We start from the raw sequence: 26,175 nt of genomic DNA on the forward strand, positions 1-26,175 counted from the left end.
ATTCTCCGCCCTTACGCCGCCGCCCGGTAGTCCGGCGCCGAGGCCAGATACCGCGCGTAGGCATCCGCGTCCGGCGGCAAAAAACGCTCCGCGAGCGGGTTGCGCGAAAATTCCTTGGCGCCGATGTCGGCCATCAGCTCGTCGAAATGCCGGTAATGATACGGCGCGACGCACAGGCCGCCATAGACGCCTGCCGCCGGCCGCTCGACGCGCTTGAAGTGCAGCATCATCTCGATGTTGTCGCGCATTGCTTGCGCCGTCGGCTGCCGCGCCAGTTGTCCGTCGGCATAGCGTACCAGCCAGTTCGCCGCGAGATCGGCGCAGAGCACGGTGCAGAACGACGAGTTGAAGCCGACGAACCCCATGTCAGGCAGGTCAGGATTGGCGATCAGGCGATAGAGCCGATACTGCCCGTCGGCGTCGACGAGCTTTGACTGATAGGCTTCTGGCAAGAAGGGCACGCCGAGCTTGTAGCCGATCGCGAGCACGGCGACGTCGGCTGCTACGTGCTCGCCGCCACTCATCACGATGGTGTTGCCTTCGTAGCGGTCGAAGGTACCGAACACGGCCTTGATGCGGCCGTCGGCAACCATCGGGTAGAAGCCCGGCGTTGCGATCGGCACCGAGCAATTGACACCGTCCTCGATCCGCTCCTTCGGCACCATCTTGCACTTCTTCAGCTTGAGCTGGGCCTTCAACAGGCTTTCCAGCCCGCGCCAGTTCGCCCACACCAAAGGTGCGGTGACGCGGTGCGCGAACCGCGCCAGCGCGCTCGCGCCCCAGCCCGGAAACATCTGCTCCTGCGCGCGGATGTAGAGGATACGTTTGAAGTTCACGAGGCCGCCGATGAAATAGGGGATGCGCCAGACCGGCTCGCGAAACACAATCGTGACCTCGCGGGCGCCCGACTTCACCGCATTGACCGCGATGTCGGTCGCCGACTTCGATCCGCCGAGCACGACGACGCGGCGGCCCTTTGCGAGCGACGGATCGCCGTATTCCGAGGAATGCAGGATCTGCCCGCCGGCGGCCGTGAACGTCGCTTCGCCCGGGCAGTGCAGCTCCCGTGGTTCGTTAAACTGTCCGGTGCAGATGGCGACGAAGTCGAAATCCTCCTTCGTGGTGGTTCCGTTCTTGTCTGTGAGCGCCAGCGTCCAGCCGGGCTTGCCGGCGGTGCGCCGCTCCATGCCGGCAACGGCGGTGTCTAGCCGCAGCATGCGGTCGAGGCCGTGGCCTTTGGCGTAGTCGGCGAGGTAGGCATGGACCTGCGGGCCGGTCGGCCATTCCGGATAGGCCTCCGGCATGGCGCGGTCGGTGTAGCGATAGAGGTCCTTCGGGCTCTGGGTCTGCACCTCCGGATAGGACCGTGCCGGCTCCCAGACGCCGCCGAGATCGGTGCTGCGTTCGACGATGGTGACCTTGTGGCCGCGGGCCGAGAAGGCCTTGGCGGCGGCAAGACCGGAGACGCCGGCGCCGATCACGCAGACATGCTTTGGGCTGACCATGGGTTTGCTCGCAAATCGAGTGTTTGAGCGCAGCAGGCCGCATTCGGCCGCAACGCGTGCGGCCGCCGGGCTTGCCAGGTGACTTGACAGGTGAGTTGAGCTGACGAGGAGGCGTGAGGCCTAGTCGTTGGCCTCGGGCGGCAGAAAATCCACTTCGTGCTCGGCCGAGATGCGCACGACTTCTGCGGGATCGGTGAGGTTATGAAGCTGGTTGAACAGCGCCTCCAGTTTCTGCATAGGCGAGACCCAGAACAGCGCGCGGCACGGCTTGTCGGACTTGTTGAAATAGCCGTGCGGAATGCCGCGCGGCATGCGCACGAGGTCGCCGGCCTTGGCCTTCACCCATTGGCCGTCGAGCTTGAGGTCGAGCTCGCCTTCCTGCACCAGGATGAACTCGTCCTGGGTCGGGTGGATGTGCACCGGCACGAATTGGCCGGGGTCGCTGTTGGTCTCGAATGCGAAGGTGGAATCGGTGACGGCTTTGGGGAAATAGACCTGACCCAGAATATTCCAGGTCTTGCCGCCGTAGCCCGTACCATTTGCAGTAATGCCCTTTTCGAGTGCAGCCATGGCTCATCTCCATCTTGGATCCGGCGAGAATGGAGGATCGGTCAGCCGCCGCGGACTGTCTATCCGCAAAACGAATCCATGCGTGGTGCTCTGCAACACGACGTTTTCGCGACGCGGCTCTTTTCGCCGGCGCGGAACTATTATAGGCTTAAAGTAATTTGGGGCGCGACGTGTGGTCCATGATGTCCGCAACCGAGCTGGAGATGAGCGCGAAAAGCTCCGAAGCCGTCAGGCTTGCGGAGTTTGCCCGCGTCACCACCGGTGACGTCGACGAGGCCGCCGAACAGATCGGACGCATCTTCTGCCCGCACGATCTGCAGCCGGCCCAGGCCAGGGCTCCCGGCTTCTACGCCCGGCACAATTGCGCGGCCTTCGAGGGGTTTTCGATCAACTACGTCGCCTATGGCGGTTCGGTGACGATCGATCCGGGCTGCCTCGACGGATTTTTCCTGCTGCAGATTCCCTTAAGGGGTGGTGCCAGCGTTCGCGCCGGCACGCGCGAGCTCACCACTGCGCCCGGAGCGACAGCGTCTCTGTTGTCTCCGACGGTGCCGACGCGGATGGTCTGGGCCGACTGTGCCCAGCTCATCCTGCTGCTCGATCGCCGCCTGGTGGAGCAGCGCGCCGCCGCGCTCGCGGGCAAGTCGGCCGGCACGGTCGAATTCGAGCCGGTCGTCGATCTCCGCACGCCGGTCGCGTACAGCCTGTCCGCAAAGCTTTGGGAATTGTTGGCGCTCGCCGAACGCCTCGGGCCCCGCGGCAAGCTGCCCGCGACCGCGGTGGCCGATTTGCGCGAGACGCTGCTCGATCATCTCCTCAACGGGCAGCGGCATGGCCTGTCCGATGCCATCCGCACCTTCTCAGGGCGGGCCGAGCGGCTGCCGCGCGCCTTGCGCAGGGCGCGGGATTGTCTCGAAGCGGGGGCCGGCGAGCCGCTCGATCTCGTGCAACTCGCCACCTCCGCCGGCGTCGGCATCCGCGCGCTTCAGCTCGGCTTCCGCCGGCACTTTGGCCTGTCGATCTCGGAGATGCTGCTCGACATCCGTCTCGCCAATCTCCATGCGCGGCTGGCGCAGGCCACACCGGATGCGTCGATCACCGACATCGCCTTCGATCTCGGCTTCACGCATCTGAGCCGCATGGCCGGCTCCTACCGTGAAAAATTCGGCGAGACGCCCTCGGCGACGCTGCGGCGGCGGCTGAGCTAAGTAGTGGGAGACGCCTTGCGGCTCATTCAGGTAAACCCGCTTTCCTGAACCCCTCGATCAGCAGCTTCGCGTTTGCCTGGCCGCCGCGGGCGATGTATCCGGATATTGTAAAGGCAGGATCGAGCTCCAACATCTGTGCGGCCACGTCGCGGGCCTCCTTGTCACGTCCGAGATGGGCGAGCGCGCATAAGAGACAGCGGTGCCCGGCCGAATGGGTGGGATTCTGACGAAGCGATCTCTTGGCCGCTTCGATGGCGTCCTCAAAACGTTCGAGCTCGATGTACGCCATCGCCATCCCGATGAAGGACCGATGCAGCAGCGGGTCAACCGGGCTCAAGCGGTTGGCACGGGTAAAACTCCGGATCGCTTCTTCCGGCTTCCCCGCAATTCGGTACACCCAGCCCCTGTGAAGCCATCCGTCGAATGAGTTCGGGTTCAGTGCGACCGATCGGTCGGCCATTTCCATTTCGCCTTGGGGATCGCCAATCATGAACGCAGAGGCGACCGCAACGTTGCCCAGTATTCCCGGATCGCCGTCGTCGATGCTCAGCGCCAGGCGAATCAACCGAATGGCTTCCTTGCGGTCGAGATGCGGATCGGTCGAATAGCCCAGAGTGACGTTGAGCGAATGGCACAGGCTTCCAATGCTGGCGACGAAGCCGAGCCCGGGATCCAGCTCGAGCGCGCGATGGATGAGCCGTATGCCCTCAGCCAATCCTTCGCGGGTCGCGCGATAAAGGTGCGGCATGGCGCGCAGAAAAAGATCGTAGGCTCGCAGGTCGTCCGGCGGCCGCCGCGCTGCCATGCTGATTTCTTCCTGAAGCAGTTTTGGCTGAATGGCCGAGACGACGGCAATCGCGACCTCGTCCTGGAGCGCGAAGATATCCGTCAGGTCGCGCTCGAACGTGTCTGCCCAGATGTGTGTGTTGGTCACCGCATCGATCAACTGCCCGGCGATGCGGACCTTTCCCGAGGCCTTGCGCACGGAGCCTTCGAGCACATAGCGCACGCCAAGCTTGCGCCCGACCTCCTTGATGTCGACGGCCTGGCCCTTGAAGGTGAAACTCGAATTGCGCGCGATCACGAACAGCCATTTGAACCGCGAGAGCGCGATCGTGATCTCTTCGACCATCCCGTCGGCGAAGTATTCCTGCTCCGGATCGCCGCTCATGTTCTGGAAGGGCAAGACCGCAATCGACGGCTTGTCCGGGAGCGCCAGTGCGGGGTTCGCCGAACCTGAGCGTTCGTCGGGGATGGTCGCGGTGCCTGAGGGGTGGCCGGCTTCGCGCACCGCGCCGACGAAGCGAAAGCCCCTGCGGGGCAAGGTCTTGATCAGGCGTTGCACGTCTCCGGTATCGCCGATTGCGGTCCGGGCCACGTTCAGGCGCGTCGTGAGCGCTGCGTCGGACACGCTGCGCCCGCTCCAGATGGCATTGATGAGGTCGTCCTTGCTGACGACACGGTCCCTGTTGCTGATCAAATAGTCGAGGAGGTCGAAGACCTGTGGCGCAATGGAGACGACGTCCGCCCCGTGGCGCAATTCGCGCAGGTCGGTATCGAGTGCATACTCCTCAAACTGATAGCGCAACCCGCCAACCTCTGGTTGGCCTCCGATCGCTGGAGGCGGTCGAACACCGCTTGCACCCCCGAAAAGTAAGCCGCCGGTGAGGAAAATGTAAGCCGGATGTCAAGCGGAGCCGCTCACTGCCGGGCATCGTGATCCTGGGCCGAAATAGGGCCCAAGGAGATACGACGATGAGCGTTACCTATGACACGACGGGGCTGCGAGGTAGCCGGATCCAGACGTACGGTGTCGCCGGGCTGTTCAGGACCTGCTGGAACGCGTTTCAGGAATGGCGCACGCGTCGGGCGTTGCAAGGCGTGCTGCGTGGCCTGAGCGACCAGGAATTGATGGATATCGGAACGACGCGGGGCGAGATCGATTATGTCGCCGCGAACCGCTCGACCGATCCGCGCGGCAATCTATCCGCCCAATGAGTGTCCAATGTCTGCGGCGCGCTACTGCGCGCCGGAGCCGCCCTGCACGATCTTCTCGTTCAGCTTGTGGTCGACGGTCTCGACCGTGCGGTCGATTTCCGGGTTGGGCACGCCGAGCTGATGCGAGATCAGCTTCACCAGGAGGTCGACGCGCTCGATGAAGGGCGCGCCGGCGGCAACCGCGCGTGCCGCCGATGAGGGCTTGAGCAGGCTTTCCGCCGCCTTGGCATATTTTGCGAACGGCACCTGATCCTGCGGATCGGCACCGAGGCGTCGGGCCAGCGCGTCGACGTGGTCGTAGATCGCCTGCGAGCGCTTCAGGTCGCCATGCACGGCGTCGCGGATCGACTGCGGCTCGTGCGGCGTGATGCAGCGATAATTGCCGGTGAGCAGCATCGACCACTTTGCCAGCGGCACGAACAGCGAGTCGAACACCTTGAGCTTCACCGGCACGTCCTGGCCGTCCAGCGTCACCGCGTCGATGTCGGCTTCCAGCTCACGCAGCACCTTGTTGTGCTTCTCGTCCTCGAAGATCGCGGCCTTGAAGTTGGTGGGCAGGCCGACATGGAGCACGTTCGCCGCTTCCTCCGGCGGACGGAAGGCCTGCGGATCGGGCGAGCACAGCGTCACCAGCCCCGGCTTGAAGCGCTCCCACACCTGCGCATTGGTGTAGGCCTCCTCCAGATCCATGTCCTTCAGCGCCGGGATGCGCTTGAGATAGGGCAGCGGCGGCATGTTCATGATCGACAGGCACGGCAGGCCGGCCGCGGCGATCTTGACCATCAGCACACGAACCGTGTGGTTGGTGTATTGCGGCTCCTGCATGGCGAGCGCCACCATGTCGTAGCGGGAGATGTCGACCTCGCCGGGCGTGGTAGCGTCCAGCTTGCCGGGCAGGTTGCGCGAGAAGATCGCCCGGTGCACCGCCTCGTCACGCAGCTTGATGCGCACTTCTGTGCCGTCGCGATTGATGAGCTCGGCGGTCTTGGCCCGGCAGACCAGGGTCACGTTGTGACCCGCCATCAAAAGCTTGGTCCCCAGCAAGGAGCCGTAGGAGGCCCCGAGGATCAGAATGTTGCGCGCCATGCTCTCTCTTTCCCTAGTCGGACGGGATTTGCCCGGGTCGAAAATGAGCGCCGTATCTATCGCAATCGTCGTGGCATTACAAATACAAGAATGTTTCGTATTTGTTCTCTCGGCGCTTCTATTCCGACGCGGCCGGTGAAGCCGTCGGATGGTTACCTCGCGCCGGGCATCGCCAACGCATACTTCGGCTACCAGGTGTGGCTCTTTCCCGGCGAGCAGCGCAGATTTGCGCTGCTCGGAATCCGCGGCCAGATGATCGCGGTGGACCCGGCATCGAAGCTGATCATGGTGCACACCGCGGTGCGTCAGAAGCCGTCGGACCCGGCCTCGTTCTCCGAGCCGCTCGCGCTGTGGTTCGCCGTGCTCGCCCAGCTTGGGAAGTAGGGGCGGCGCGGCGGTATGAGAGGCGCTCAGGAATTCACGTGCACGAAATCGCGTAGCAGCGGATAGATCTCGTTATTCCAGCGCTTGCCCGAGAACACACCGTAATGGCCGACGCCGGCCTGCATGTGGTGCACCCTGCGATAGGCGCGCACGCCGGTGCAGAGGTCCTGGGCTGCGAGGGTCTGGCCGATCGAGCAGATGTCGTCCTTCTCGCCCTCGACCGTCATCAGCCCCATGCGGCTGACGGCGCGCGTGTTCACGGGGCGGCCGCGATGCATCAGCTTGCCCTGCGGCAAAAGATGCTCCTGGAAAACGTCGCGCACCGTCTCGATGTAGAACTCCGCGGGCAGGTCCATCACCGCAAAATATTCGTCGTAGAAATTCTTGATGGTCGCGGCCTTCTCCTTCTCGCCCTTGGCGATGTGGTTGGCGAGATCGAGATGCTGCTTGATGTGCCGCTCGAGGTTCATCGAGACGAAGGCGGTGAGCTGGACGAAGCCCGGATAAACTTTCCGGAACGCGCCGCGGCACTGCACCGGCACGTAGTTGATCAGATTGCGCTCGAACCATTCGATCGGCTTGCTCTTGGCGAAGTCGTTGACCTTGGTCGGCGCTACGCGCGTGTCGATCGGTCCTGCCATCAGCGTCAGCGTGGCGGGGCGCGAGGGATGGTTGTCCTCGCACATGATCGCGGCGGCGGCGAGGGCCGAGACCGACGGCTGGCAGATCGCGACCATGTGCGGCCGCGGACCCAACTGTCCGAGGAAGTCGATCAGGTGCTCGGTATAGTCGTCGAGCCCGAAGCGGCCCTCCTTGCGGGGAATGTCGCGCGGATTGTGCCAGTCGGTGATGTAGACGTCGTGGTCCTGGAGCAGCGTCTTCACCGTGCCGCGCAAGAGCGTCGCGAAATGGCCGGACATCGGCGCCACCAGCAGCATGCGCGGCTGCTCGGCCGCATCGTCCTTTTTGAAATGCAGCAGCGAGCCGAAGGGCGTGGCGTAGGCGATCTCCTCCCGGACGCCGACCTCGCGATTTCCCACCATGACGCTGTCGATGCCATAGGCCGGGCGGTCATAGGTGATGGTGGAGCGCGAGATCAGCTCTAGCGCAGCCGACAGCCGCCCGACGAGAGCATGCGACGTCCCCTGGGGCACCAGATTGAGGTATCTGAGGGCAGACGAAGCCCCCGCCCGCCATGGCTCCGTCAGATCCATGTGGTTCTGAAAGGCCTGATAGTACATCGACATCATTACTGAAACGCCCACCCTGACCCCAGACCATCATGCAATATCGACGCCAGATTCGAGTCAATTCGCCCTGAAAACTGGCATGTCGCTTGCTGTGGAATACGGGGAAGCACGAACTTTGGGCACCGCGCATAACGGGACGGCGGCATCAGGAATTCAGGCGCAAGGGAAAGGCCATATGGCGAAAGCGACACTGACCATCAGCAGCAAGAACTACTCGTCCTGGTCGCTGCGTGGCTGGCTGCTGACGAAGTTTTCCGGGCTCGAATTCGACGAGGTCGTGACCGCGCCGGATGATGCGTCCGCGCGCGCGGAAATCCTCCTGCTGTCGTCCTCGATCCTGGTGCCGTGTCTACGGCACGACGGCGCGATCGTGTGGGATACGCTGGCGATCGCCGAATATCTCAACGAGGTGATGCCGGACGCTGGGCTATTGCCGGCCGATCGTATCCAGCGCGCCCATTGCCGTTCGATCTGCGGCGAAATCCATTCCGGCTTCACCACGCTGCGCGCCTCGCTGCCGGTCAACCTCAAGGGATACTTCCCCGGCTTCAAGATCTGGTCGCGCGCCCAGGCCGACATCGACCGGGTCTGGGCCATCTGGCGCGACTGTCTGGAAAAATCCGGCGGGCCCTTCCTGTTCGGCGCGGGGCGGACCATGGCGGATGCGATGTACGCGCCCGTCGTCACGCGCTTCGTGACCTATGACGTGAAGCTGGAGCCGCGGCTGAAGGCCTATGCCGATACCATCATGGGCATGGCCGAGATGCGAGAATGGATCGAGGCGGCCAAGGCGGAGCCGGCCGAGATCGAGGAGCTCGAGGTCGAATATTAGGCAGCGCTCGCGCGGGCCTGCCCGTTTCAGCGGCGAGGCCTACGAGCAGCATTTGCCCAAGTTGCGGCCAGTCATAACACGAGAGCTGTGATCGCCGCCGTCGGCACCGCGGCGATGATGCATCGCGCCATGACAGGATTTCTATGACACGCCAGCGGCTTCGCCGCGCACCTCGCGTGCGTTCGCTGCGTTGCAGCGCCAATGGCGCGATTCTCGCATAGCACAATTGGCTGCGAACGCGACCGACGGACGCTGCCGAAAGTTTGGACGCCGACGCTCGCGGATCGCTGGAAGCTTAAGGAGTGGAGGCCGTCATGAACCAGCACACTGACGTCAAGAAGTTCTCCCACGTCAAACCCGGCGACACCGACTACAGGGGCGGGGGACTGCGCGACTTTTTCCTCTATCGCGATCTCGGCATTGCCGATGCCACCGGCGGGCAGGTGATCTGCCATCTCGTCAAGGCCAATCCCGACTGTCCGCCCGAGGACGGCACCGGCTGGCATCGCCATGATTGCGAATTCCAGATCGTGGTGATGCTGAAGGGCTGGGCGCGCTTCATGTACGAGGACAAGCCGACGCTGGTGAAGGCCGGCGACGTCGTGCACCAGCGGCCGGGCATCGTGCACTACCTCTACGACTACTCGCCCGACATGGAATACATGGAGATCGTCAGCCCCGCCGACTTCAAGACCGTCGACATGCCGCCCGCCACCGACAAGGTGCCGCCGGTGACGCCGTGGTCGTGAGGGAGGGGCAATCGATGTCGTCCCCGGAAGAATTAACTTTTGTCATCGGCCGCGGGCTGCGCCTGCTCACCCTGTTCCTTGATATGGTACGCGCAATACGCGCGACGCCGATATCTAGCCGTGAACAGGTGAGTACGGGCCGTCACCGCTGATTCGGACGCGGTTCGTTCCAGCCGCGTTCCGAATCTTAAGAGCGCGTTTGCCTCCGTCGCATTTTGAGACAGGATGCGTGTCCCTTCAGGCCACGCCCTGCTTCACACGCGGCAGCCGCCAGCCGATCACGGTCGCTTCGACCGCGATGCCTGCCTCGCTGTTCTGCCAGCGCCCTGCGACATAGCGGCAGGCGAACGGCAGTTGATATGTTCCGCTGTGATCCTCGCAAAGCACCTCGACCGGCAGGCCAGGCGGCGGCTCTCCTTCGCCATTGAATTCCGCCAGACGTCTTTCGCGCGTCGCCATTCCAAAAGTCTCCCCTAAAAAATCGCGGCGAGTGCCCAGTTCTCCGCGTCAAGTCTCAGGTCATCGTTATTGTTCCCGTCCCGGGGAACACACCAACCACATCGCGAGAATGCGGTGCCAGTATGGTATCGTCGGTGCGACGCGCGACATCAGCGCAATTTGCCGTGATCGATTCTCGAGGGAACTGCATGCCGGGACGGACCATTGCCGCCATTTGTTTCACGACTTTTCTGATTGGAACATTTTCAACCGCCCCGCTGCGCGCGCAGGACGTTCCCGGCATCGAGATCTGCACCGTCGAGAAGACCTGGGAGCGGCGCACGAGCTGCCTGCAGAGCAATGTCGACTTCCTCCAGAAGACGATCACCAAGCTCAACCTCGACCATCAGCAGAAGATCGATGCCGCCAATCGCCAGATTGACGCGTTGAAGGCGGCCGTGGCCGGATTGCAGAAGGTGGTCACCGATCTCCAGACCGCGCAGGCGAAGACGGCGGAAGATCTGAAGAAGAAGGCCGACGCACCGCCGGCCAAGGATGCGCAACCGGCGGCGAAGGAAGGAACGAAATAGCCGCGCCGGCGTACCGCGATCACGCGATGCGATAACGCTCCATGACGTTCCGATCCGGCTCGTAGCCGAGCCCCGGGCCTGTCGGCACGGCGACGTGGCCGGTCGCATCGACATCGGCACGGCCGCCCCACAGGCAAGCTTCGCGCTTGAGATAGAACATCTCGACCAGTCCCTCCTTGCGCAGCGCCAATAGATGCAGTGTGGCGAGCAGCCCCGGACCGAAATAGGGCGAATGAGGAACGATGTTGACGCCGAGCTCGTCGGCAATCGTCACGACCTTCAGGAATTCCGTGATACCGCCGACCTTGATGACCGACGGCTGCGCATGGCTCACCGCACCCGCGGTCAACATCTGGCGGAACTGATAGGCCGTGCAGGCATTCTCGCCGGCAGCGATGTCCAGGCCGCCCCTGGTCCGCACGTCGGCGAGCGTTGCGAAATCTTCCGGAGGCCACACCGGTTCTTCCAGAAACATCGGCTGCGCGTCACGGCATTCCGCAGCGAACGCGATTGCCTGCGCGCCGCTGAGCGGACAGTTCATGTCGACCATCAGCGGAATGCCGGGACCGATCGCCTCGCGTGCCGCAAACACCGCGGCGGATGTAGTCTCGTGCAGCTTGATCGCGCCATAGCCAAGGCCGAGCGCCTTCTTGCATTCGGCGGCGATGTTTTCGGGGGAGCCGATGCGCAGCAGGCTCGCATAGGCGGGAATAGCGGCGCGTCGGGCTTTTCCGATCAGGCGATGCACCGGCAGGCCCGCGATCTTCGCGGCCAAATCCCAGAGTGCGATGTCCAGTCCGGAGATCGCGAACATCGTGATGCCGTAGCGGCCGAACAGGTGCAGGTTGCGCTGGATCTGCTCCATGACGGCTGGAATGCCCGCTGCATCCGGAACCTCGAGCCCGCGTGCCTGCGGCGCGATCATCTCCTCGACGGCCGTGCGGGTGGTGCGAGGAGAGACATAGGCGAAGGCATCGCCCCAGCCGGTAAGCCCGGCGTCGGTCGAAACCTCGACCAGCACCATGTCGAGGGCCGTGATGGCCGCTGCGCCCTGGCGGAAGCTGGCAACGCCGGCGTCATAGGGGATGCTGATATGATGCGCCCGGACATCGGTGATTTTCATGGCGTGGGTTCCTCCGTGCTTTCTTCCGAGCGGTTCGAGGTCCATCCGGCAGTCTAGGCCGGAAGGCCGCGGCGTTGCCAGTGGCGGTTCCTCCGCTATCCTTTGCGTGTGACCGCAACGCCGATCAAGCGAAGCCTGGGCCAAGCGTCCATCCTGGCCGCGCTTCGACATGAGAGCTTTGTCATGAATCCGGCCCAGAAGGCGCTCTGGTATATCGAAAGCCATCTCGCCGAGCCGATGACGCTCGACGAGATCGCCGAGATCGGCGGCGTCTCGCGCTTCCACATGGTGCGCGCTTTCGCCGCGGCGACCGGACTTCCTGTCATGCGCTACCTGCGCGCGCGTCGCCTCACCGAGTCCGCGCGTGCGCTCGCAGCCGGCGCGCCCGACATCCTCACGCTGGCGCTGGATGCGGACTATGGCTCCCACGAAGCATTCACCCGCGCGTTCCGCGACCATTTTGGCATGACGCCGGAAGCGGTGAGGGCGGCGACGTGCGCCAGCAAACTCAACCTTCAGGAGCCGATCCTCATGGACTCCACGATGACAGACAATCTTGCCGCACCGCGTTTCGAGACTGCCAAGGCCCTTCTCGTCGCAGGCATCGGCGAGCGCATCTCCTGCGACAACGGCGCCGTCATTCCGGGCCTGTGGCACCGCTTCCACCAGGAAGTTGCCGACATTCCCGCGCGCGTCGGAGGCGTCGCCTACGGCGTCTGCTGCAACGGCGACGATGCCGGTAATTTCGACTACATCGCAGGCGTCGAGGTTGCTGACTATTCCGACCTGCCGCGCCGCTTCGCCCGCATCCGCATCCCCGAGCAGCGCTACGCGGTGTTCACCCACCGCGACCACGTCGCCTCGATCCGCCGTACCGTCAACACGATCTGGAATCACTGGCTACCGGCGTCCGGCCTCAAGGCAGCGGACGCGCCCAACTTCGAGCGCTACGACGAGAATTTCGATCCCCGGACCGGCAATGGCGGTTTTGAGATCTGGGTGCCGGTGAAGGAGTAGCCGCGCAACGCAGCAATGCGCCCGTTTGCTTGGCAAGCGGGACCTACTTTGCCATAACCACACGCAAATCTTGCGTGCGGGGCCGGCGCCGGACTTCCCGTGCAAGGCATAACAAGCAGCCGGGAGGTCCAAGACATGTCCAACGTTCGCGTTCTCGCCACTGACCTCGAGTTTCCCGAAGGCCCCGTGGTGATGCCGGACGGCTCGGTCGTGCTGGTGGAAATCCGCGGCCAGCGCCTCACGCGGGTCTATCCCGACGGCCGCAAGGAAATCGTGGCCAAGGTCCCGGGCGGTCCGAACGGCGCGGCGCTCGGCCCCGACGGCAAGATGTATGTCTGCAACAATGGCGGCTTCTCCTGGATCCCGACCGGCAAGATGATCATGCCGGGGCCGCAGCCGGACGACTATCTCGGCGGCTCGATTCAGCGCGTCGATTTGCAATCGGGCAAGTTAGAGACCGTCGTCAGCAAATGCGGCGAGCATGCGCTGCGCGGACCGAACGACCTGGTGTTCGACAAGCACGGCGGCCTCTGGTTCTCCGAGCTCGGCAAGCGCCGCGCCCGCGAGATGGACGTCGGCGGTATCTACTATGTGAAGCCGGGCATGAAGGAGATCGTCGAGATCGTGCACGGCGTGCTGCCGGCGAACGGCATTGGCCTGTCGCCGGACGAGTCCACCGTCTATATCGGCGAGACGCCGACCGCGCGGCTGTGGGCCTACGAGCTCTCCGCGCCCGGCACGCTGAAGCCGCGCGAGGTGATCTATCGTGGCGAACGCGGAAAGCCGATCGCGGGCCTCGGCGGCTACCAGATGTTCGACTCACTCGCGGTCGAGGCAGGCGGCAATGTCTGCGTCGCGACCCTCGTCACCGGCTGCATCTCGGTGATCGCGCCTGACGGCAGACTGGTGGAGCAGGTGCCGACCGGCGACCGCGTCACCACCAACATTGCCTTCGGCGGCCCCGAGCTGAAGACTGCCTACATCACACTGTCGGGTAAGGGCGAGCTGATCGCCATGGACTGGCCGCGCAGCGGATTGCCGTTGAACTTCTTGAACAAGTGAGACAAGCCGTCATTGCGAGCGAAGCGAAGCAATCCAGGAATGCGTCCGCGGAAATAGTCTGGATTGCTTCGCTTCGCTCGCAAAGACGCAAGGAGAGACTTCAAAATGCCCTGGCCTGATCCAGTCACCCTGCGTGGAGGACATGCGCGTCTCGAGCCGCTGTCGCATCAGCACTTGGACGGGCTGACGGACGCCGTGAAGGACGGCGAGCTGCACAAGCTCTGGTACACCGCCATCCCGACGGCCGAAAACATGACGAAGGAGATCGACCGCCGCCTCGGCCTGCAGAAGTCGGGTTCGATGCTGCCCTTCACCGTGTTCGACGCCGACGGCCAGATCGCCGGCATGACCACTTACATGAACATCGACGCCGGCAACCGCCGCGTCGAGATCGGCTCGACCTGGTATGCGAAGCGAGTGCAGCGCTCGCCGCTCAACACGCAGTGCAAGCTGCTCTTGCTCACGCACGCTTTCGAGACGCTGAACTGCATCGCCGTCGAATTCCGCACCCATTTCTTCAACCATCAGAGCCGCCGCGCGATCGAGCGGTTAGGGGCGAAGCAGGACGGCGTTTTGCGCAGCCACCAGGTCGCGCCGAATGGCACGCTGCGTGATACCGTCGTCTACAGCATCACCGCGGCCGAATGGCCGACGGTGAAGGCGCATTTGACCTATCAGCTCAACGACAAGCCGCGCTGAGGGGGCTCGAGGCAAGATGGATAGATTTGACTACGTGATCGTCGGCGCCGGCTCGGCCGGCTGCGTGCTGACCTACCGGCTGAGCGAGGACCCGAATACGAGCGTCTGCGTGCTGGAAGCCGGCCCTAGCGACTGGCATCCCTACATCCATCTGCCGGCGGGGTTCATCAAGACCTTCCACATGAAGAGCATCAACTGGGCCTACCAGCAGGAGGTCGGGCCCTGGACCGGCGGACGCAGCATCTACGCGCCACGCGGCAAGACGCTCGGCGGATCGTCCTCGATCAACGGCCACATCTACAATCGCGGCCAGAACCTCGACTTCGACACCTGGGCGCAGATGGGCAATCGCGGCTGGAGCTATGCCGACGTGTTGCCCTACTTCAAGCGGTTGGAGAAGCGGGTCGGTGAGGGCGAGGACACCTATCGCGGTCGCGACGGCAACCTCACCGTCACCACCATGGATTGGCGCGATCCGCTCTGCGAAGCCTTCATGGAAGGCGCGGTCTCGCTCGGCATTCCCCGCAACCCCGATTACAACGGCGCGAAGCAGGAGGGCGTCTCCTACTGCCAGCGCACCATCGAGAACGGCCTGCGCGTGTCGGGCTCGACCGCGTTCCTCAGACCAGCGATGAAGCGGCCGAACCTGCATGTGCAGACGCATGCGCATGCGACCGAGATCATCTTCGAGGGCAAGCGTGCCGTCGGCGTGCGCTACATGAAGGGCGGCCGCAACGGCACGCCGGTGGAGGTCCGCGCCAACAAGGAAGTGATTTTGGCGGGCGGCACCTATAATTCGCCGCAGCTCCTGCAGCTTTCAGGCGTGGGCTCCCCGGACCTGCTCCAGACCCACGGCATCGCGGTGCGTCACGCGCTCCCCGTGGGCGAGGGCCTTCAGGACCACTACGCGCCGCGCACCGTGGGGCGGGTGAAGAACATCAAGACCATCAACGAGCTCAGGCGCGGCTTCTCGCTCTGGATCGAGGCGCTGAAATGGGCCACGCAGCGGCGCGGCCTGCTGTCGCTGTCGCCGACCATGGTCTATTGCTTCTGGTATTCCGGCGAGAGCCCCGACCGCTCCGACCTGCAGCTCACCTTCACGCCGGCCAGCTACAAGGAAGGCGTGCAGGGCCAGCTCGAGGACCAGCCCGGCATGACGGTTGCCTCCTGGCAGCAGCGCCCCGAAAGCCGCGGCTATGTCCGCATCCGCTCCAAGGATCCGTTCGCGCCGCCGATCATCCAGACCAACTATCTCGACGCCGAGCTCGACCGCCGCGTCGTCGTCGGCGGCATGAAGCTCGCGCGACGCCTGCTCAAGTCCGCGCCGCTGTCGCCTTACTACGCCTACGAGGACTTCCCCGGCCCCGACGTCAACACCGACGACGAATTTTTGAAGGCCGTCACCGAGCGCGGCACCACGACCTTCCACCCGGGGTGCACCTGCCGCATGGGCCCGGTGGAATCCACCTGGGCGGTCGTGGACGACCAGCTTCGTGTCCATGGGATGGAAGGTTTGCGCGTCGTCGACGCCTCCGTCATGCCGCGCATGATCTCGGCGAACCTGAACGCATCAGCGATGATGATCGCGGATCGCGCGTCGGATTTGATCCGCGGCAAGAAGCCGATGGAAGCGGCGAATGTGCCGGAAAGCGCGGTGGCATGAGCGCTTCTTCGTAGGGTGGGTTAGCCCCGCGGCTGCGCGAAGCGCAGTCCGCTCGGCGTAACCCACCTCTTTGCTCTCCGCTTCTCGCAGAATTGGTGGGTTACGCTGACGCTAACCCACCCTACGATTCCTTACGGGATCATCGTCATCGGATCGAACTTGGTCTTGATGTCGTCGAGAACGGGCTCCGCCGTCTTGCCGGTCATCCCGGTCATGAGCTGCGGGAAGTACACGCCATAGGTATGGGCCGTCTTGCCCGTCTTTTCGTTCACGGTGTCGCTCTCACCGTGAACTACGTCCAGCATACATGGACCAACGGCCTCTTTACCCGCCGATTTGAACTTGTAGCTATAGGTCGTGGTCGAGACGTCCGTGCTGCCATCCCCATAGACGGTCGAATGCGTGATGCTGTATTTGAGATCCGATCGACGATCGAACAGCCTTGGCATGCCTTCGACGGTGTACTTGATCTTTGAGGATTTGAACTTGCCGGCGTAGGCCGATGTGGTCTCGCCTGTGGCCAGGATGCCCGCAACGAAAACCCCCTTGGCGACAAACTTGCCGTCCAGGGTCTTGATCCAGACGACGGAATTCCCTGATTGGTCCCTGTAGACATGAGCGACGGACGAGTTGTCGCCGTCGTGATAGGTCAATTCCACCGGCGCCATCGTGTTCGCGATGGCGTCGCAGTCGACGGGCTCTGCGGCAGCAGCTGCGCTTGTCAGCAACGCCAGAGGCAAGACCACAAAACGCATCGTTGATCTCTCGAAATGAAAACAGGCAAGTCCTATCGATTTGCATTCGCTGACGTCAACGGTTCAGCCTTATCTGAGCCGATCGAGCTCGTCCGCTGCATCCGGCCCGGCCTGGTGATCGCCGGGTTTGCTGACCTTGTCGAACACATCCAGCCGCCCAAGCGCGGCGTAGCCCTTGTAGATGTCGTCGAACACGGCCTTGCCGTCCCGCACATGCCGCTCCCAGGCTGGCGCATCGACGGCCGCGTCCAGGAAGTGCGAATGATCATCCGCGCCGAGACCCATGACGGCAACCGTGCGGTCACCATTGGCCCAGAGATGGTTGTGCACCAGGGCAAATCCCGACTCGCGATCTCGCATGTAGCCGGCGAGGCCGCGTGCGACGACAAAGAAGAGCACGAGGTCGTTGAGGTTCTCGGAGAAGGTCAGCGTTCCGAAGGTGAAGCGCTGGGTGGCTTCGTCGTATGTGCAGCGGCCGAGCGCAGGTGCTTCGGAAAACGCCAGCACTTTTCGCACCGTGTGCCGATAGGAGGCGCCGAGCCATTCATCGACCCGGGCGAGCAGGTTTGGAAGATCGGCAGTCCAGGAAAAGCCGTACCATTGGCCACCGATCCGGGGCCAGTCCTTCCATTGCGCCGCCGACCTCGGCCGCGCGTCGAGATAACGGATCAGCGCGCCCCGCTCGATCGTCACCTGCGCAAGCGCTGCGAACGGCTCAGACATCGGCTCCCTCGGATGGCGGCCGCTCGTACAGGGATCAGCCGGCTCTGCGGTAGTCGCGGGCGCCAGCGCATCGGTTCATGCATCTGTTGTTCGAAGTGCAAGCTAGGAGCTCCGTCGTCACGCCTTGCTCCGTCATTGCGAGCGCAGCGAAGCAATCCAGAATCTCACCCGGGCAACAGTCTGGATTGCTTCGCTGCGCTCGCAATGACGGGTGGAGAGAGCAGGCAATGCTCTCGTGCCCCGGATGCAGCGCAGCGCTCCTTCAGCGGTGCGCTGCCGAGCCGGGGCCCATGTTGCAGCGATGCAATGTGTGGCCTCTGGGTCCCGGCTCTGCGCAGCAACGCTATGCGTTGCTGGGCGTCCGGGACACGAGAGCCTCAGACTTCCCTCCGGCTCAAAAACGCCAGCCGTTCGAACAGATGCACGTCCTGCTCGTTCTTCAGGAGCGCACCGTGCAGCGGCGGGATCAGCTTGCGCGGGTCGCGCTCGCGCAGTTGCTCCGGGGTCATCTCCTCGTTGAGGAGGAGCTTCAGCCAGTCGAGCAGTTCGGAGGTGGACGGCTTCTTCTTCAGGCCGGGCACCTCGCGCACCTCGAAGAAGATGCGCAGCGCCTCTTCGACCAGGCGCTTCTTGATGCCGGGGAAGTGCACGTCGACGATCCGGCCCATGGTCTCGGCGTCGGGGAACTTGATGTAGTGGAAGAAGCAGCGGCGCAGGAAGGCGTCCGGCAGCTCCTTCTCGTTGTTGGAGGTGATCATCATGATCGGGCGCTGCTTCGCCTTGATGGTCTCACCGGTCTCGTAGACATGGAATTCCATGCGGTCGAGCTCGAGCAACAGGTCGTTCGGGAATTCGATGTCGGCCTTGTCGATCTCGTCGATCAGCAGCACCGGGCGCTGCTCGGCGGTGAAGGCGTCCCACAGCTTGCCGCGCTTGATGTAGTTCTTGATGTCGGACACCCGCGCATCGCCGAGCTGGCTGTCGCGCAGACGCGACACGGCGTCATATTCGTAGAGGCCCTGCTGCGCCTTGGTGGTGGACTTGATGTGCCAGGTCAGCAGCGGCGCGTTCAGTGCCTTGGCCACTTCCTCCGCCAGCACCGTCTTGCCCGTGCCGGGCTCGCCCTTCACCAGGAGCGGGCGCTCGAGCACGATCGAGGCATTGACGGCGACCTTGAGGTCGTCGGTCGCAACATAGTCCTTGGTGCCGGTAAACTTCATCGCACGTCCTTGTTGGTCATCTTGCTTGTTTTTTCCTTGGGCGAGGCGAAGCGCGCCTCAGCCGAAACATGGAAACGGCCGCTCAAGCTGCGGCCGTCATGGATCAGGTCCAGGCTGTTAGGCCCGTTTTATCAGCGAAAGCACGACCAGCACAATGACCGCGCCGATGGTCCCGTTGATGATGTCACGGAACGTGCCGCTGCCGAGGCTGATGCCCAGTTGCGGCAACAGCCAGCTCGCGACCAGCGCGCCGATGATGCCGATCACGATGTTGCCGATCAGGCCAAATCCCGCGCCGCGGACAATTTGGCCGGCAAGCCAGCCAGCGATCGCGCCGATAACGAGTGCTGCAATAATCCCCATGGAAACCCCCTCCAGAAACGGTACAGGCGGGCGCAATTCTAGAGGAAAAACCCTCCCGGTCTAGGCCTCGGCCGGGCCCTCCGGCCCTTGACGAAGGCCACCCGAAAGGCAATCTGTCACCCATGTTCCTGCAATTCTTCACCTCATTGCGCGATGCGCAGGTCCCCGTGACGCTGCGCGAATACCTCACGCTGATGGAGGCGCTCGACGCCGACCTCGCGGACTACACGGTCGAGAATTTCTACTATCTGTCGCGCGCCTCGCTCGTGAAGGACGAGCGCAACCTCGACAAGTTCGACCGTGTCTTCGGCACCGTGTTCAAGGGGCTGGAAAGCCTGCTCGACGCCATGGAGAAGGCGGAAATTCCGGCGGAGTGGCTGAAGAAGCTCGCCGAAAAATACCTCACCGAGGAGGAGAAGAAGCAGATCGAGGCCATGGGCTGGGACAAGCTCATGGAGACCTTGAAGAAGCGTCTCGAGGAGCAGAAGGGCCGGCACCAGGGCGGCAGCAAGTGGATCGGCACGGCGGGCACGTCGCCGTTCGGCGCCCATGGCTACAATCCCGAAGGCGTGCGCATCGGCCAGGAGAAGAACCGCAACAACCGCGCCGTGAAGGTGTGGGACAAGCGCGAGTTCAAGGACCTCGACGGCAATGTCGAGCTTGGCATCCGCAACATCAAGGTGGCGCTGCGGCGCCTGCGTAAATTCGCCCGCACCGGCGCGCCGGACGAGCTCGATCTCGACAATACGATCCGCGAGACCGCCAACCACGGCTATCTCGACGTGGTCATGCGCCCCGAGCGGCGCAACGCGGTCAAGCTCTTGGTGTTCTTCGACATCGGCGGCTCGATGGATTCGCATATCGAGCAGGTCGAGGAGCTGTTCTCGGCGGCGAAGAGCGAATTCAAGCACATGGAATATTTCTACTTCCACAATTGCCTTTACGAGGGCGTGTGGAAGCAGAACAAGCGGCGCTTCACCGACCGCACGCCGACCTGGGACGTGCTGCATAAATATCCACACGACTACAAGGTCGTGTTCGTCGGTGACGCCTCGATGAGCCCTTACGAGATCATGGTGCCGGGTGGCTCGGTCGAGCATGTCAACGAGGAGCCGGGCTCGGTCTGGCTCGATCGCATCATTCGCACCTATCCGCATTCGGTGTGGCTCAATCCGGTGCAGCAGAAGCACTGGGATTATTCGGAATCGACCACCATCATCCGCCGCATCTTTGCCAACCGCATGTTCCCGATCACCATCGAGGGGCTGGAAGGCGCGATGAAGGAATTGACGCACTAGCACCCCCACGTCGTCATTCCGGGGCGCGACGAAGTCGCGAACCGGGAATCTCGGGATGGCGTGTGAGGATCGAGATTCCGGGCTCGATGCTGCGCATCGCCCCGGAATGACGAAAGAGAAGGGAGAAACAACATGCCCCAAAACATCACCCGCGGCATCAAGGCGCTGATCGACGAGGCCAACGCCGAGATCGAAACCCTGTCCGCTTCGCAGGCCATCGAGATCGCCAAGAACGGCGACGTCGTCATCGTCGATATCCGCGATCCCAGAGAGATCGAGCGAGACGGCCGCATCCCCGGCGCGTTTGCCTGCACGCGCGGCATGCTCGAATTCTGGATCGATCCGCAGAGCCCCTACGCAAAGCCGATCTTCCAGGAAGACAAGAAGTTCGTCTTCCACTGCGCCGGTGGCCTGCGCTCCGCGCTCGCTGCCAAGACCGCGCAGGACATGGGCCTGAAGCCCGTTGCCCACATCGCCGGCGGCTACGCCGCCTGGCGCGATGCCGGCGGCGCGACCGAGAAATGGGAGCCGAAGACGAAGGGGTGAGTTGGGCGCCCTGCGTACCACACGCTCCGTCATGCCCGGGCTTGTCCCGGGCATCCACGTCGAGCCGCATCGGCGGAGGCGCGTGGATGGCCGGGACAAGCCCGGCCATGACGACCGTAACAATTGCCGGAGACTGCTTCCATGACTGAGACCCCCACCGATCCTCTCGTCTCCACCGAATGGCTCGCCGCGCATATCAACGACGCCAACGTGAAGGTCGTCGATGCCAGCTTCAAGCTGCCGGGCGTGCTGCCGCTGCCGAAAGATGACTACCTCGCCGCGCATCTGCCGGGCGCGGTGTTCTTCGACGTCGATGCGGTCTCTGATCACACCAATCCGCTGCCGCATATGTTCCCAAGCGCAGAGCAGTTCGGCCGCGACGTTGGCAATCTCGGCATCGGCAATGCCGACACCGTGGTGCTCTATGATGCCGGCGGCTGGGTCGCGGCTCCGCGCGCCTGGTGGATGTTCTTGTCCTACGGCCACCCTAATGTGCGCATCCTCGACGGCGGCCTGAAGAAGTGGCGCGCCGAAGGACGGTCGATCGAGAGCGGTGAGGTCAAGCCAAGGCCTGCGAGCTTCAAGGCGAGCTACGACGCAAAGCGCGTGCGCAGCATCGAGCAGATGATCGCCAACGTCGAAAGCCGTGCCGAGCAGGTCATCGACGCGCGCGCCGCCGAACGTTTTGAGGGGCGCGCGCCGGAGCCGCGGGCGGGTATCCGCTCAGGTCATATCCCCGGCGCCCGCAACGTGCCCTACAATCTGCTGTTCGATGCCGCGACCGGCACGATGAGGCCGCTCGAGGATCTGCGCGCCGCCTTCGCTGGCGCCGGCGTCAAGCTCGATGCGCCGATCGTGACGAGCTGCGGCTCCGGCGTCTCGGCCGGCGTGCTGACGCTAGCGCTTTACCGGTTAGGAGTGACCGACACTGCGCTCTATGACGGCTCGTGGTCGGAATGGGGGCAGGCGAGCGGTCCGCCGATCGCGACGGGACCGGCCTGATCGATCGTCTCAGCGCGCACGCGCGGTGGACGCGGCTGCCATCGGCTGCTGTCGGAACGGATCGAAGGCCTGCTGCTGAACCTGCGCCGGCGGTGGCGGCGGGCTCCGCACGATCCGGCGTTTCTTGGCGCGATGCGCGCGTCGCTTGGTCGCCTTCTGCTCCGTCGCGCCGCTGTCCGCCTTGATATTGGCGACCGATTCCTTCTCCGTCGCAACGGAGGGGGCGTTCAGCGCGGCCATCCTGGCGACGGCCAGGTCGGACTCGGACAGGGTGCTCGCGGGCGCCTCGGTCGGGGCGGGCTCGCTCGTTGCGGCCGGCGCGGAAGCGTGGGTCGTCTCGGCGGCGACCTTGCTCTCAGAAACTTTGGCTTCAGAGACCTTGGGTTCAGAGACCTTGGGTTCAGAGATTTGGGGTTCGGAGATCTGCCCGGTCGTCTCCGCCGCAGCCGGCGTGGCCGGCACATCAGCCGGACTGGACGCGGTTGCTTCCGGCGGAGCGGGCTCGCTCGCTCGCGCCTCACCCGCGGGGGCGTCCGCCTCAAGTGCAAGCGCGGCTGTCTGCTCGGAGGCTGCGTCGGTCACGGGCATCGCGATGGTCGGGATCTGGTCCCGCACCGTGGGCTCGGCCTCCGAGGCCATCGGCTCGACGCGCAGAGCCGCCAGCACAGGCCGGACCGGCTCGGGGGCTTGCGCGAACACCTGCTCCTGAGGGCCGGAGCGCCAGGAGGGACTGCTGACGAACTGCTCATGGGTCGCCCGCAACAGCGCGGCTGCGCCGAGGGCGAACACCAGGAGCGAGGTTGAGATCAGGATCGCCGCAAACAGGAAGCGAACGCCGGGAAGCATCTTGTGGCGCGAATTTCCGCCTTGGCAGGTGCCTGCCGAAGGCCCTTGAGCCATCTGAACGCGGTGACGGTACTGGTTGCCGCATTCGCCGCACAGAAAAGAAGCTCAAAGCGGCGGCGAATCAGGCCGATTCGAGAATACCGCAACGCTCTCGCACGCGTTCCGTAAAAATCGGGGTGTTGGTGACAGCCGATATCAGGCAGAATGCGATTTCCGCTCCGTGATGCTCCGGAGCAACGGTGATCGGCGGATCACAAATCGGCAAATCGGGCGCAAATGGGCCTGAATTGTCTTGAATGCGCCGTGATCTTCGGTCATTTGCCGTTAACGGTCCGGTCGTGCCTGGGGTCTATACAAGAGCGATGATGATCAAGCATTTTCTGACGATTTGCACTGCCGCGACAGCCGCTGCGGCGGGAACCTCGCTCGTGCAGGCTCAGCAGAGCTACCAGGTGCAGCAGGCGCCGGGCTATTCGACGCAATATCCGCAGCAGCAGGGCTATCCGTCCGAATATCGTCCCGGCGATCGCGTGCCGAACTTTGACGCGTTTGACGACGATGACGACGCGATGCCGCCGCCGCAGCAGCCGCGCAATTCCGCCGGGCTGCCGCCGCCCGGCCCAAGCGGCCCCATCATGTCGCCCGACGATCCGCGCTACGGCCGTCCGGCCGGCGCGCCGGTGTACTCCAACGCGCCGCAGGGCCCGGTGGTGTCGCCGGATGATCCCCGTTATGGCCGCCCCGCGGGCGCGCCGGTCTATTCCAATGCGCCGCAGGGTCCCGTGATGTCGCCGGACGACCCGCGCTATGGTCGTCCCGCCGGTCCGCCGGCGGTGATCTATGCCGACCGTCCGCCGCAGCAGGGCGTCAATGACGGCCTGCGTCCGCCGGAGGCGGTTGGCGGTCCGACCGCAACCGGCGCGGTGCCGCAGCAGCAACAGCCCGCTATCGGCGCCGACGGCAAGCCGATGTCGATCGCGGCGCTTCCGCCCGAGGAGCAGCCCGACGCAGCCCCCGTGCAGTTGTCGCCGAACCTCCGCCGTCAGGAGGTCGCGTTCCAGACCAAGGAGCCCGCCGGCACGCTCGTGGTCGATACGCCCAACACCTATCTCTATTACGTGCTCGGAGGCGGCCGCGCGATCCGCTACGGCGTGCGCGTCGGCCGCGACGGTTTCACCTGGACCGGCGTGCAGAAGATCACCCGCAAGGCGGAGTGGCCGGATTGGCATCCGCCGACGGAAATGATCGAGCGCCAGCCCTATCTGCCGCGGTTCATGGCCGGCGGCCCCGGCAATCCGCTCGGCGCCCGCGCGATGTATCTCGGCTCGACCGTCTACCGCATCCACGGCACCAACCAGCCCTCGACGATCGGCAAGTTCGTCTCCTCCGGCTGTATCGGCATGCTGAACGAAGACGTCTCGGACCTGTTCGACCGCGTCAAGGTCGGCACCCGCGTGGTCGTGATGCCGGGCGGCCCGCCGCCGGGAACGGCGACGGCATCTGCCGCGCCGACGCCCGGTGGACCCGCTACCGCGCAGATGGCGCCTCCGGTCCCCGGCATGCAGCCCACGGTCGTTCCGCCACTGCCTGCGCCGGTGACGGTGCGCTAGGTCTCCTGTCTGGATACGGAGCGGTGTCCTGACCTGCTACGATAGGGCAGACCCAGGTGGCCGCAAATGGGATCACGCACCACGCCGCAAGGTCAAACGGCTCACCTTCGAACCAGGCCGCGAGAATATTGGTGGGCTGAAATGATCGCGTGGTTCGGTACGTGAAACGGACATCCCGCGCGCTATTGGCGGTTTTGTTTTCGCTGACGCCGTTAGCCTTTGCCCAGGATCTTGCATTCTCTTTGATGTTTGCAGGTTTTCCCGATAGCCATATTACCGAGTATGATACGGCGGTTGAACTTCCTCGACGGGTTTTGATCTGGGTAAGCTTCGCGGTAGCGCTCTATCTCATCTACCGCGCATTCCGTGCAAATGACCGGAGAGGCGTTGTCCATCTCGGGGTGATTCTGCTGTCGTACGTTTTGTTGTTCGTGTCGGCCAAACACGCTGTCGATTTCTATCTCAAGGACTATCTGCAACTCGACTTCGGGCAGGGCGGGTGACGGAATAGAAGAATACGTGGTTCTGTGAACCCGCCGGTGGTTGCCCATAACGCTCAGGCCAGCCGGCGCGGCGGCTCGCCCTTGAACCAGGCGTCGATCGTGTCGACCATCTGACCGTAATGGGTGCGTAGGCCATCCTCGGTGGCGTAGCCGAGATGCGGCGTCAGCACGAGATTGTCGAGCTTGCGGAACGGATGGTCCGTCGGCAGCGGCTCAATCGAGAACACGTCGATGCCGGCGCCCGCGATCTTGCGCTGCTGCAGGGCGGCAAGCAGCGCCGCTTCGTCGACGATCGGCGCGCGCGCGGTGTTGACGAGATAGCCCGTAGGCTTCATGCGGGCGATATCGGCCGCACTCACGAGCCCGCGCGAGCGCTCGCTCAGCACCACATGGATGGTGACGATGTCGGCCTTGGCAAACAGCTCTTCCTTGCTCGCATAGGTGACGCCGGCCTCATTGCATTTCTCGGCTGTGAGGTTCGGGCTCCAGGCGATCACGTTCATGCCGAACGTCTTCGCGATGCCTGCGACCTTGCTGCCGAGCTTGCCGAGTCCGACGATGCCGAGCGTGCGGCCTTCGATCTCGATGCCGGCAAAGGTCTGCCAGGGCTCGCCCGCATGCATGCGCGCGTTCTCGCGGCCGATGCCGCGGGTCAGTTCCAGAATCAGGCCCATGGTCAGGCCTGCCGTTGGATCGCGGCCATATTGCGTGCCGCAGATGACGACGCTGCGCGCTTTCGCGGCCTCCATGTCGATCGACGCGTTGCGCATGCCCGACGTCAGCAGCAGTTTCAACTTCGGCAGCGCTGCAAACAGGCTTTTTGGGAACGCGGTGCGCTCGCGCATGGCGCAGACGATCTCGAAGTCGGCGAGCGCGCTGGCCGCTGCCTGCTCGGAGGCGAAGGGATGGCTGAACACCGTCACGTCGACGCGGTCCGATATTTTCGACCAGTCGGCGACGTTGAGGGCGATGTTGAAATAGTCGTCGAGAATTGCACAGCGCAGCCGCGTCATCGGAAGGCGTCCATTCATGGCGAGAGGTGACGGCGCGAAGCCATCGTCGGAACCGGACCATGGTTGCGCGTAATCGGTGGCCCGCGCAAGCGGCCGCCATCTTCAAAACTTCGCCAGAGGAA

At 63.9% G+C, this 26,175-nt stretch carries 28 protein-coding genes; 15 read left to right on the forward strand and 13 right to left on the reverse strand.

Features of this window, described 5'->3' with window-relative positions; all coding sequences use genetic code 11:
- Window positions 1-11: 11 nt before the first annotated feature.
- Together KUF59_RS10715 and KUF59_RS10720 are read right to left on the reverse strand one after the other, a co-directional pair.
- A complete protein-coding gene (locus KUF59_RS10715; protein ID WP_212462055.1) occupies window positions 12-1,505 on the reverse strand; it encodes a flavin-containing monooxygenase in 1,494 nt (497 codons plus the stop codon).
- 120 nt (window positions 1,506-1,625) lie between these two features.
- Complete coding sequence (locus KUF59_RS10720; protein WP_212462056.1) at window positions 1,626-2,075, reverse strand: cupin domain-containing protein; 450 nt, start codon at window positions 2,073-2,075, stop codon at window positions 1,626-1,628.
- Window positions 2,076-2,257: 182 nt separating this feature from the next.
- Here KUF59_RS10720 and KUF59_RS10725 point away from each other — a divergent pair, with 182 nt between their 5' ends.
- Window positions 2,258-3,283, forward strand: a complete 1,026-nt coding sequence (locus tag KUF59_RS10725) for an AraC family transcriptional regulator (RefSeq protein ID WP_212462109.1) — start codon at window positions 2,258-2,260, stop codon at window positions 3,281-3,283.
- Window positions 3,284-3,305: 22 nt separating this feature from the next.
- Here KUF59_RS10725 and KUF59_RS10730 read toward each other — a convergent pair whose 3' ends face one another.
- Complete coding sequence (locus KUF59_RS10730; RefSeq protein WP_212462057.1) at window positions 3,306-4,871, reverse strand: winged helix-turn-helix domain-containing tetratricopeptide repeat protein; 1,566 nt, start codon at window positions 4,869-4,871, stop codon at window positions 3,306-3,308.
- Window positions 4,872-5,038: 167 nt separating this feature from the next.
- Here KUF59_RS10730 and KUF59_RS10735 point away from each other — a divergent pair, with 167 nt between their 5' ends.
- Window positions 5,039-5,281, forward strand: a complete 243-nt coding sequence (locus KUF59_RS10735) for a DUF1127 domain-containing protein (protein ID WP_212462058.1) — start codon at window positions 5,039-5,041, stop codon at window positions 5,279-5,281.
- 21 nt (window positions 5,282-5,302) lie between these two features.
- Here the strand turns inward: KUF59_RS10735 and KUF59_RS10740 are convergent, their stop codons facing one another.
- Window positions 5,303-6,367: a ketopantoate reductase family protein gene (locus tag KUF59_RS10740; RefSeq protein WP_212462059.1), complete on the reverse strand. Its 1,065-nt coding sequence runs from the start codon at window positions 6,365-6,367 to the stop codon at window positions 5,303-5,305.
- A 135-nt stretch (window positions 6,368-6,502) separates the two neighbouring features.
- Between KUF59_RS10740 and KUF59_RS10745 the strand changes: the two genes are divergently transcribed.
- Complete coding sequence (locus KUF59_RS10745; RefSeq protein WP_212462060.1) at window positions 6,503-6,751, forward strand: hypothetical protein; 249 nt, start codon at window positions 6,503-6,505, stop codon at window positions 6,749-6,751.
- A gap of 26 nt (window positions 6,752-6,777) precedes the next feature.
- Here KUF59_RS10745 and KUF59_RS10750 read toward each other — a convergent pair whose 3' ends face one another.
- On the reverse strand, window positions 6,778-8,001 hold the full coding sequence (locus tag KUF59_RS10750; protein WP_212462110.1) for a polyhydroxyalkanoate depolymerase: 1,224 nt from the start codon (window positions 7,999-8,001) through the stop codon (window positions 6,778-6,780).
- A 175-nt stretch (window positions 8,002-8,176) separates the two neighbouring features.
- On the opposite strand from KUF59_RS10750, the gene KUF59_RS10755 reads away from it, so the two are divergent.
- On the forward strand, window positions 8,177-8,833 hold the full coding sequence (locus tag KUF59_RS10755; RefSeq protein WP_212462061.1) for a glutathione S-transferase family protein: 657 nt from the start codon (window positions 8,177-8,179) through the stop codon (window positions 8,831-8,833).
- A gap of 314 nt (window positions 8,834-9,147) precedes the next feature.
- Window positions 9,148-9,582 (forward strand): cupin domain-containing protein, encoded by a 435-nt coding sequence (locus KUF59_RS10760; RefSeq protein WP_212462062.1) that lies wholly within the window; start codon window positions 9,148-9,150, stop codon window positions 9,580-9,582.
- Window positions 9,583-9,819: 237 nt separating this feature from the next.
- Here KUF59_RS10760 and KUF59_RS10765 read toward each other — a convergent pair whose 3' ends face one another.
- Window positions 9,820-10,041: a hypothetical protein gene (locus KUF59_RS10765; protein WP_140981906.1), complete on the reverse strand. Its 222-nt coding sequence runs from the start codon at window positions 10,039-10,041 to the stop codon at window positions 9,820-9,822.
- A gap of 188 nt (window positions 10,042-10,229) precedes the next feature.
- Here KUF59_RS10765 and KUF59_RS10770 point away from each other — a divergent pair, with 188 nt between their 5' ends.
- The gene (locus KUF59_RS10770; protein ID WP_212462063.1) at window positions 10,230-10,610 is read left to right on the forward strand and encodes a hypothetical protein; all 381 of its coding nucleotides are present in this window, start codon (window positions 10,230-10,232) and stop codon (window positions 10,608-10,610) included.
- 19 nt (window positions 10,611-10,629) lie between these two features.
- Here the strand turns inward: KUF59_RS10770 and KUF59_RS10775 are convergent, their stop codons facing one another.
- On the reverse strand, window positions 10,630-11,733 hold the full coding sequence (locus tag KUF59_RS10775; RefSeq protein ID WP_212462064.1) for a mandelate racemase/muconate lactonizing enzyme family protein: 1,104 nt from the start codon (window positions 11,731-11,733) through the stop codon (window positions 10,630-10,632).
- Window positions 11,734-11,916: 183 nt separating this feature from the next.
- On the opposite strand from KUF59_RS10775, the gene KUF59_RS10780 reads away from it, so the two are divergent.
- From KUF59_RS10780 to KUF59_RS10795, 4 genes are all read left to right on the forward strand, one after another.
- On the forward strand, window positions 11,917-12,750 hold the full coding sequence (locus tag KUF59_RS10780; RefSeq protein WP_212462065.1) for an AraC family transcriptional regulator: 834 nt from the start codon (window positions 11,917-11,919) through the stop codon (window positions 12,748-12,750).
- Between the two features lie 135 nt (window positions 12,751-12,885).
- Window positions 12,886-13,812 (forward strand): SMP-30/gluconolactonase/LRE family protein, encoded by a 927-nt coding sequence (locus tag KUF59_RS10785; RefSeq protein WP_212462066.1) that lies wholly within the window; start codon window positions 12,886-12,888, stop codon window positions 13,810-13,812.
- A gap of 105 nt (window positions 13,813-13,917) precedes the next feature.
- Entirely contained in the window at window positions 13,918-14,511 is a 594-nt protein-coding gene (locus KUF59_RS10790) for a GNAT family N-acetyltransferase (RefSeq protein WP_212462067.1), read from the forward strand.
- A 16-nt stretch (window positions 14,512-14,527) separates the two neighbouring features.
- Complete coding sequence (locus KUF59_RS10795) at window positions 14,528-16,174, forward strand: GMC family oxidoreductase (protein ID WP_258769431.1); 1,647 nt, start codon at window positions 14,528-14,530, stop codon at window positions 16,172-16,174.
- 131 nt (window positions 16,175-16,305) lie between these two features.
- On the opposite strand, the gene KUF59_RS10800 is transcribed toward KUF59_RS10795, so the two are convergent.
- The 4 genes from KUF59_RS10800 to KUF59_RS10815 all read right to left on the reverse strand — a co-directional run bounded on the left by KUF59_RS10800 (window position 16,306) and on the right by KUF59_RS10815 (window position 19,235).
- Window positions 16,306-16,929 carry a hypothetical protein gene (locus tag KUF59_RS10800; RefSeq protein ID WP_212462069.1) on the reverse strand — a complete coding sequence of 208 codons (624 nt, stop codon included), beginning with the start codon at window positions 16,927-16,929 and terminating at the stop codon, window positions 16,306-16,308.
- A 69-nt stretch (window positions 16,930-16,998) separates the two neighbouring features.
- Window positions 16,999-17,652 (reverse strand): hypothetical protein, encoded by a 654-nt coding sequence (locus KUF59_RS10805; protein ID WP_212462070.1) that lies wholly within the window; start codon window positions 17,650-17,652, stop codon window positions 16,999-17,001.
- A 377-nt stretch (window positions 17,653-18,029) separates the two neighbouring features.
- Complete coding sequence (locus KUF59_RS10810; protein ID WP_027522430.1) at window positions 18,030-18,872, reverse strand: AAA family ATPase; 843 nt, start codon at window positions 18,870-18,872, stop codon at window positions 18,030-18,032.
- A gap of 117 nt (window positions 18,873-18,989) precedes the next feature.
- Complete coding sequence (locus KUF59_RS10815; RefSeq protein WP_212402725.1) at window positions 18,990-19,235, reverse strand: GlsB/YeaQ/YmgE family stress response membrane protein; 246 nt, start codon at window positions 19,233-19,235, stop codon at window positions 18,990-18,992.
- 122 nt (window positions 19,236-19,357) lie between these two features.
- On the opposite strand from KUF59_RS10815, the gene KUF59_RS10820 reads away from it, so the two are divergent.
- The 3 genes from KUF59_RS10820 to sseA all read left to right on the forward strand — a co-directional run bounded on the left by KUF59_RS10820 (window position 19,358) and on the right by sseA (window position 22,081).
- Window positions 19,358-20,533, forward strand: a complete 1,176-nt coding sequence (locus tag KUF59_RS10820; RefSeq protein ID WP_212462071.1) for a vWA domain-containing protein — start codon at window positions 19,358-19,360, stop codon at window positions 20,531-20,533.
- A gap of 132 nt (window positions 20,534-20,665) precedes the next feature.
- Window positions 20,666-21,079: a rhodanese-like domain-containing protein gene (locus KUF59_RS10825; RefSeq protein ID WP_212462072.1), complete on the forward strand. Its 414-nt coding sequence runs from the start codon at window positions 20,666-20,668 to the stop codon at window positions 21,077-21,079.
- Window positions 21,080-21,220: 141 nt separating this feature from the next.
- Complete coding sequence (gene sseA / locus KUF59_RS10830; RefSeq protein ID WP_212462073.1) at window positions 21,221-22,081, forward strand: 3-mercaptopyruvate sulfurtransferase; 861 nt, start codon at window positions 21,221-21,223, stop codon at window positions 22,079-22,081.
- A 9-nt stretch (window positions 22,082-22,090) separates the two neighbouring features.
- Here sseA and KUF59_RS10835 read toward each other — a convergent pair whose 3' ends face one another.
- Window positions 22,091-22,927: a hypothetical protein gene (locus KUF59_RS10835; protein WP_212462074.1), complete on the reverse strand. Its 837-nt coding sequence runs from the start codon at window positions 22,925-22,927 to the stop codon at window positions 22,091-22,093.
- 362 nt (window positions 22,928-23,289) lie between these two features.
- Here KUF59_RS10835 and KUF59_RS10840 point away from each other — a divergent pair, with 362 nt between their 5' ends.
- Both KUF59_RS10840 and KUF59_RS10845 read left to right on the forward strand, forming a co-directional pair.
- Complete coding sequence (locus tag KUF59_RS10840; protein WP_212462075.1) at window positions 23,290-24,537, forward strand: L,D-transpeptidase family protein; 1,248 nt, start codon at window positions 23,290-23,292, stop codon at window positions 24,535-24,537.
- Between the two features lie 161 nt (window positions 24,538-24,698).
- Window positions 24,699-25,040, forward strand: a complete 342-nt coding sequence (locus KUF59_RS10845; protein ID WP_212462076.1) for a hypothetical protein — start codon at window positions 24,699-24,701, stop codon at window positions 25,038-25,040.
- A 53-nt stretch (window positions 25,041-25,093) separates the two neighbouring features.
- Here KUF59_RS10845 and KUF59_RS10850 read toward each other — a convergent pair whose 3' ends face one another.
- Window positions 25,094-26,053: a D-2-hydroxyacid dehydrogenase family protein gene (locus KUF59_RS10850; protein ID WP_212462077.1), complete on the reverse strand. Its 960-nt coding sequence runs from the start codon at window positions 26,051-26,053 to the stop codon at window positions 25,094-25,096.
- Window positions 26,054-26,175 lie beyond the last annotated feature (122 nt).

This window comes from Bradyrhizobium arachidis, from assembly GCF_024758505.1.
GTDB lineage: Bacteria > Pseudomonadota > Alphaproteobacteria > Rhizobiales > Xanthobacteraceae > Bradyrhizobium > Bradyrhizobium manausense_C.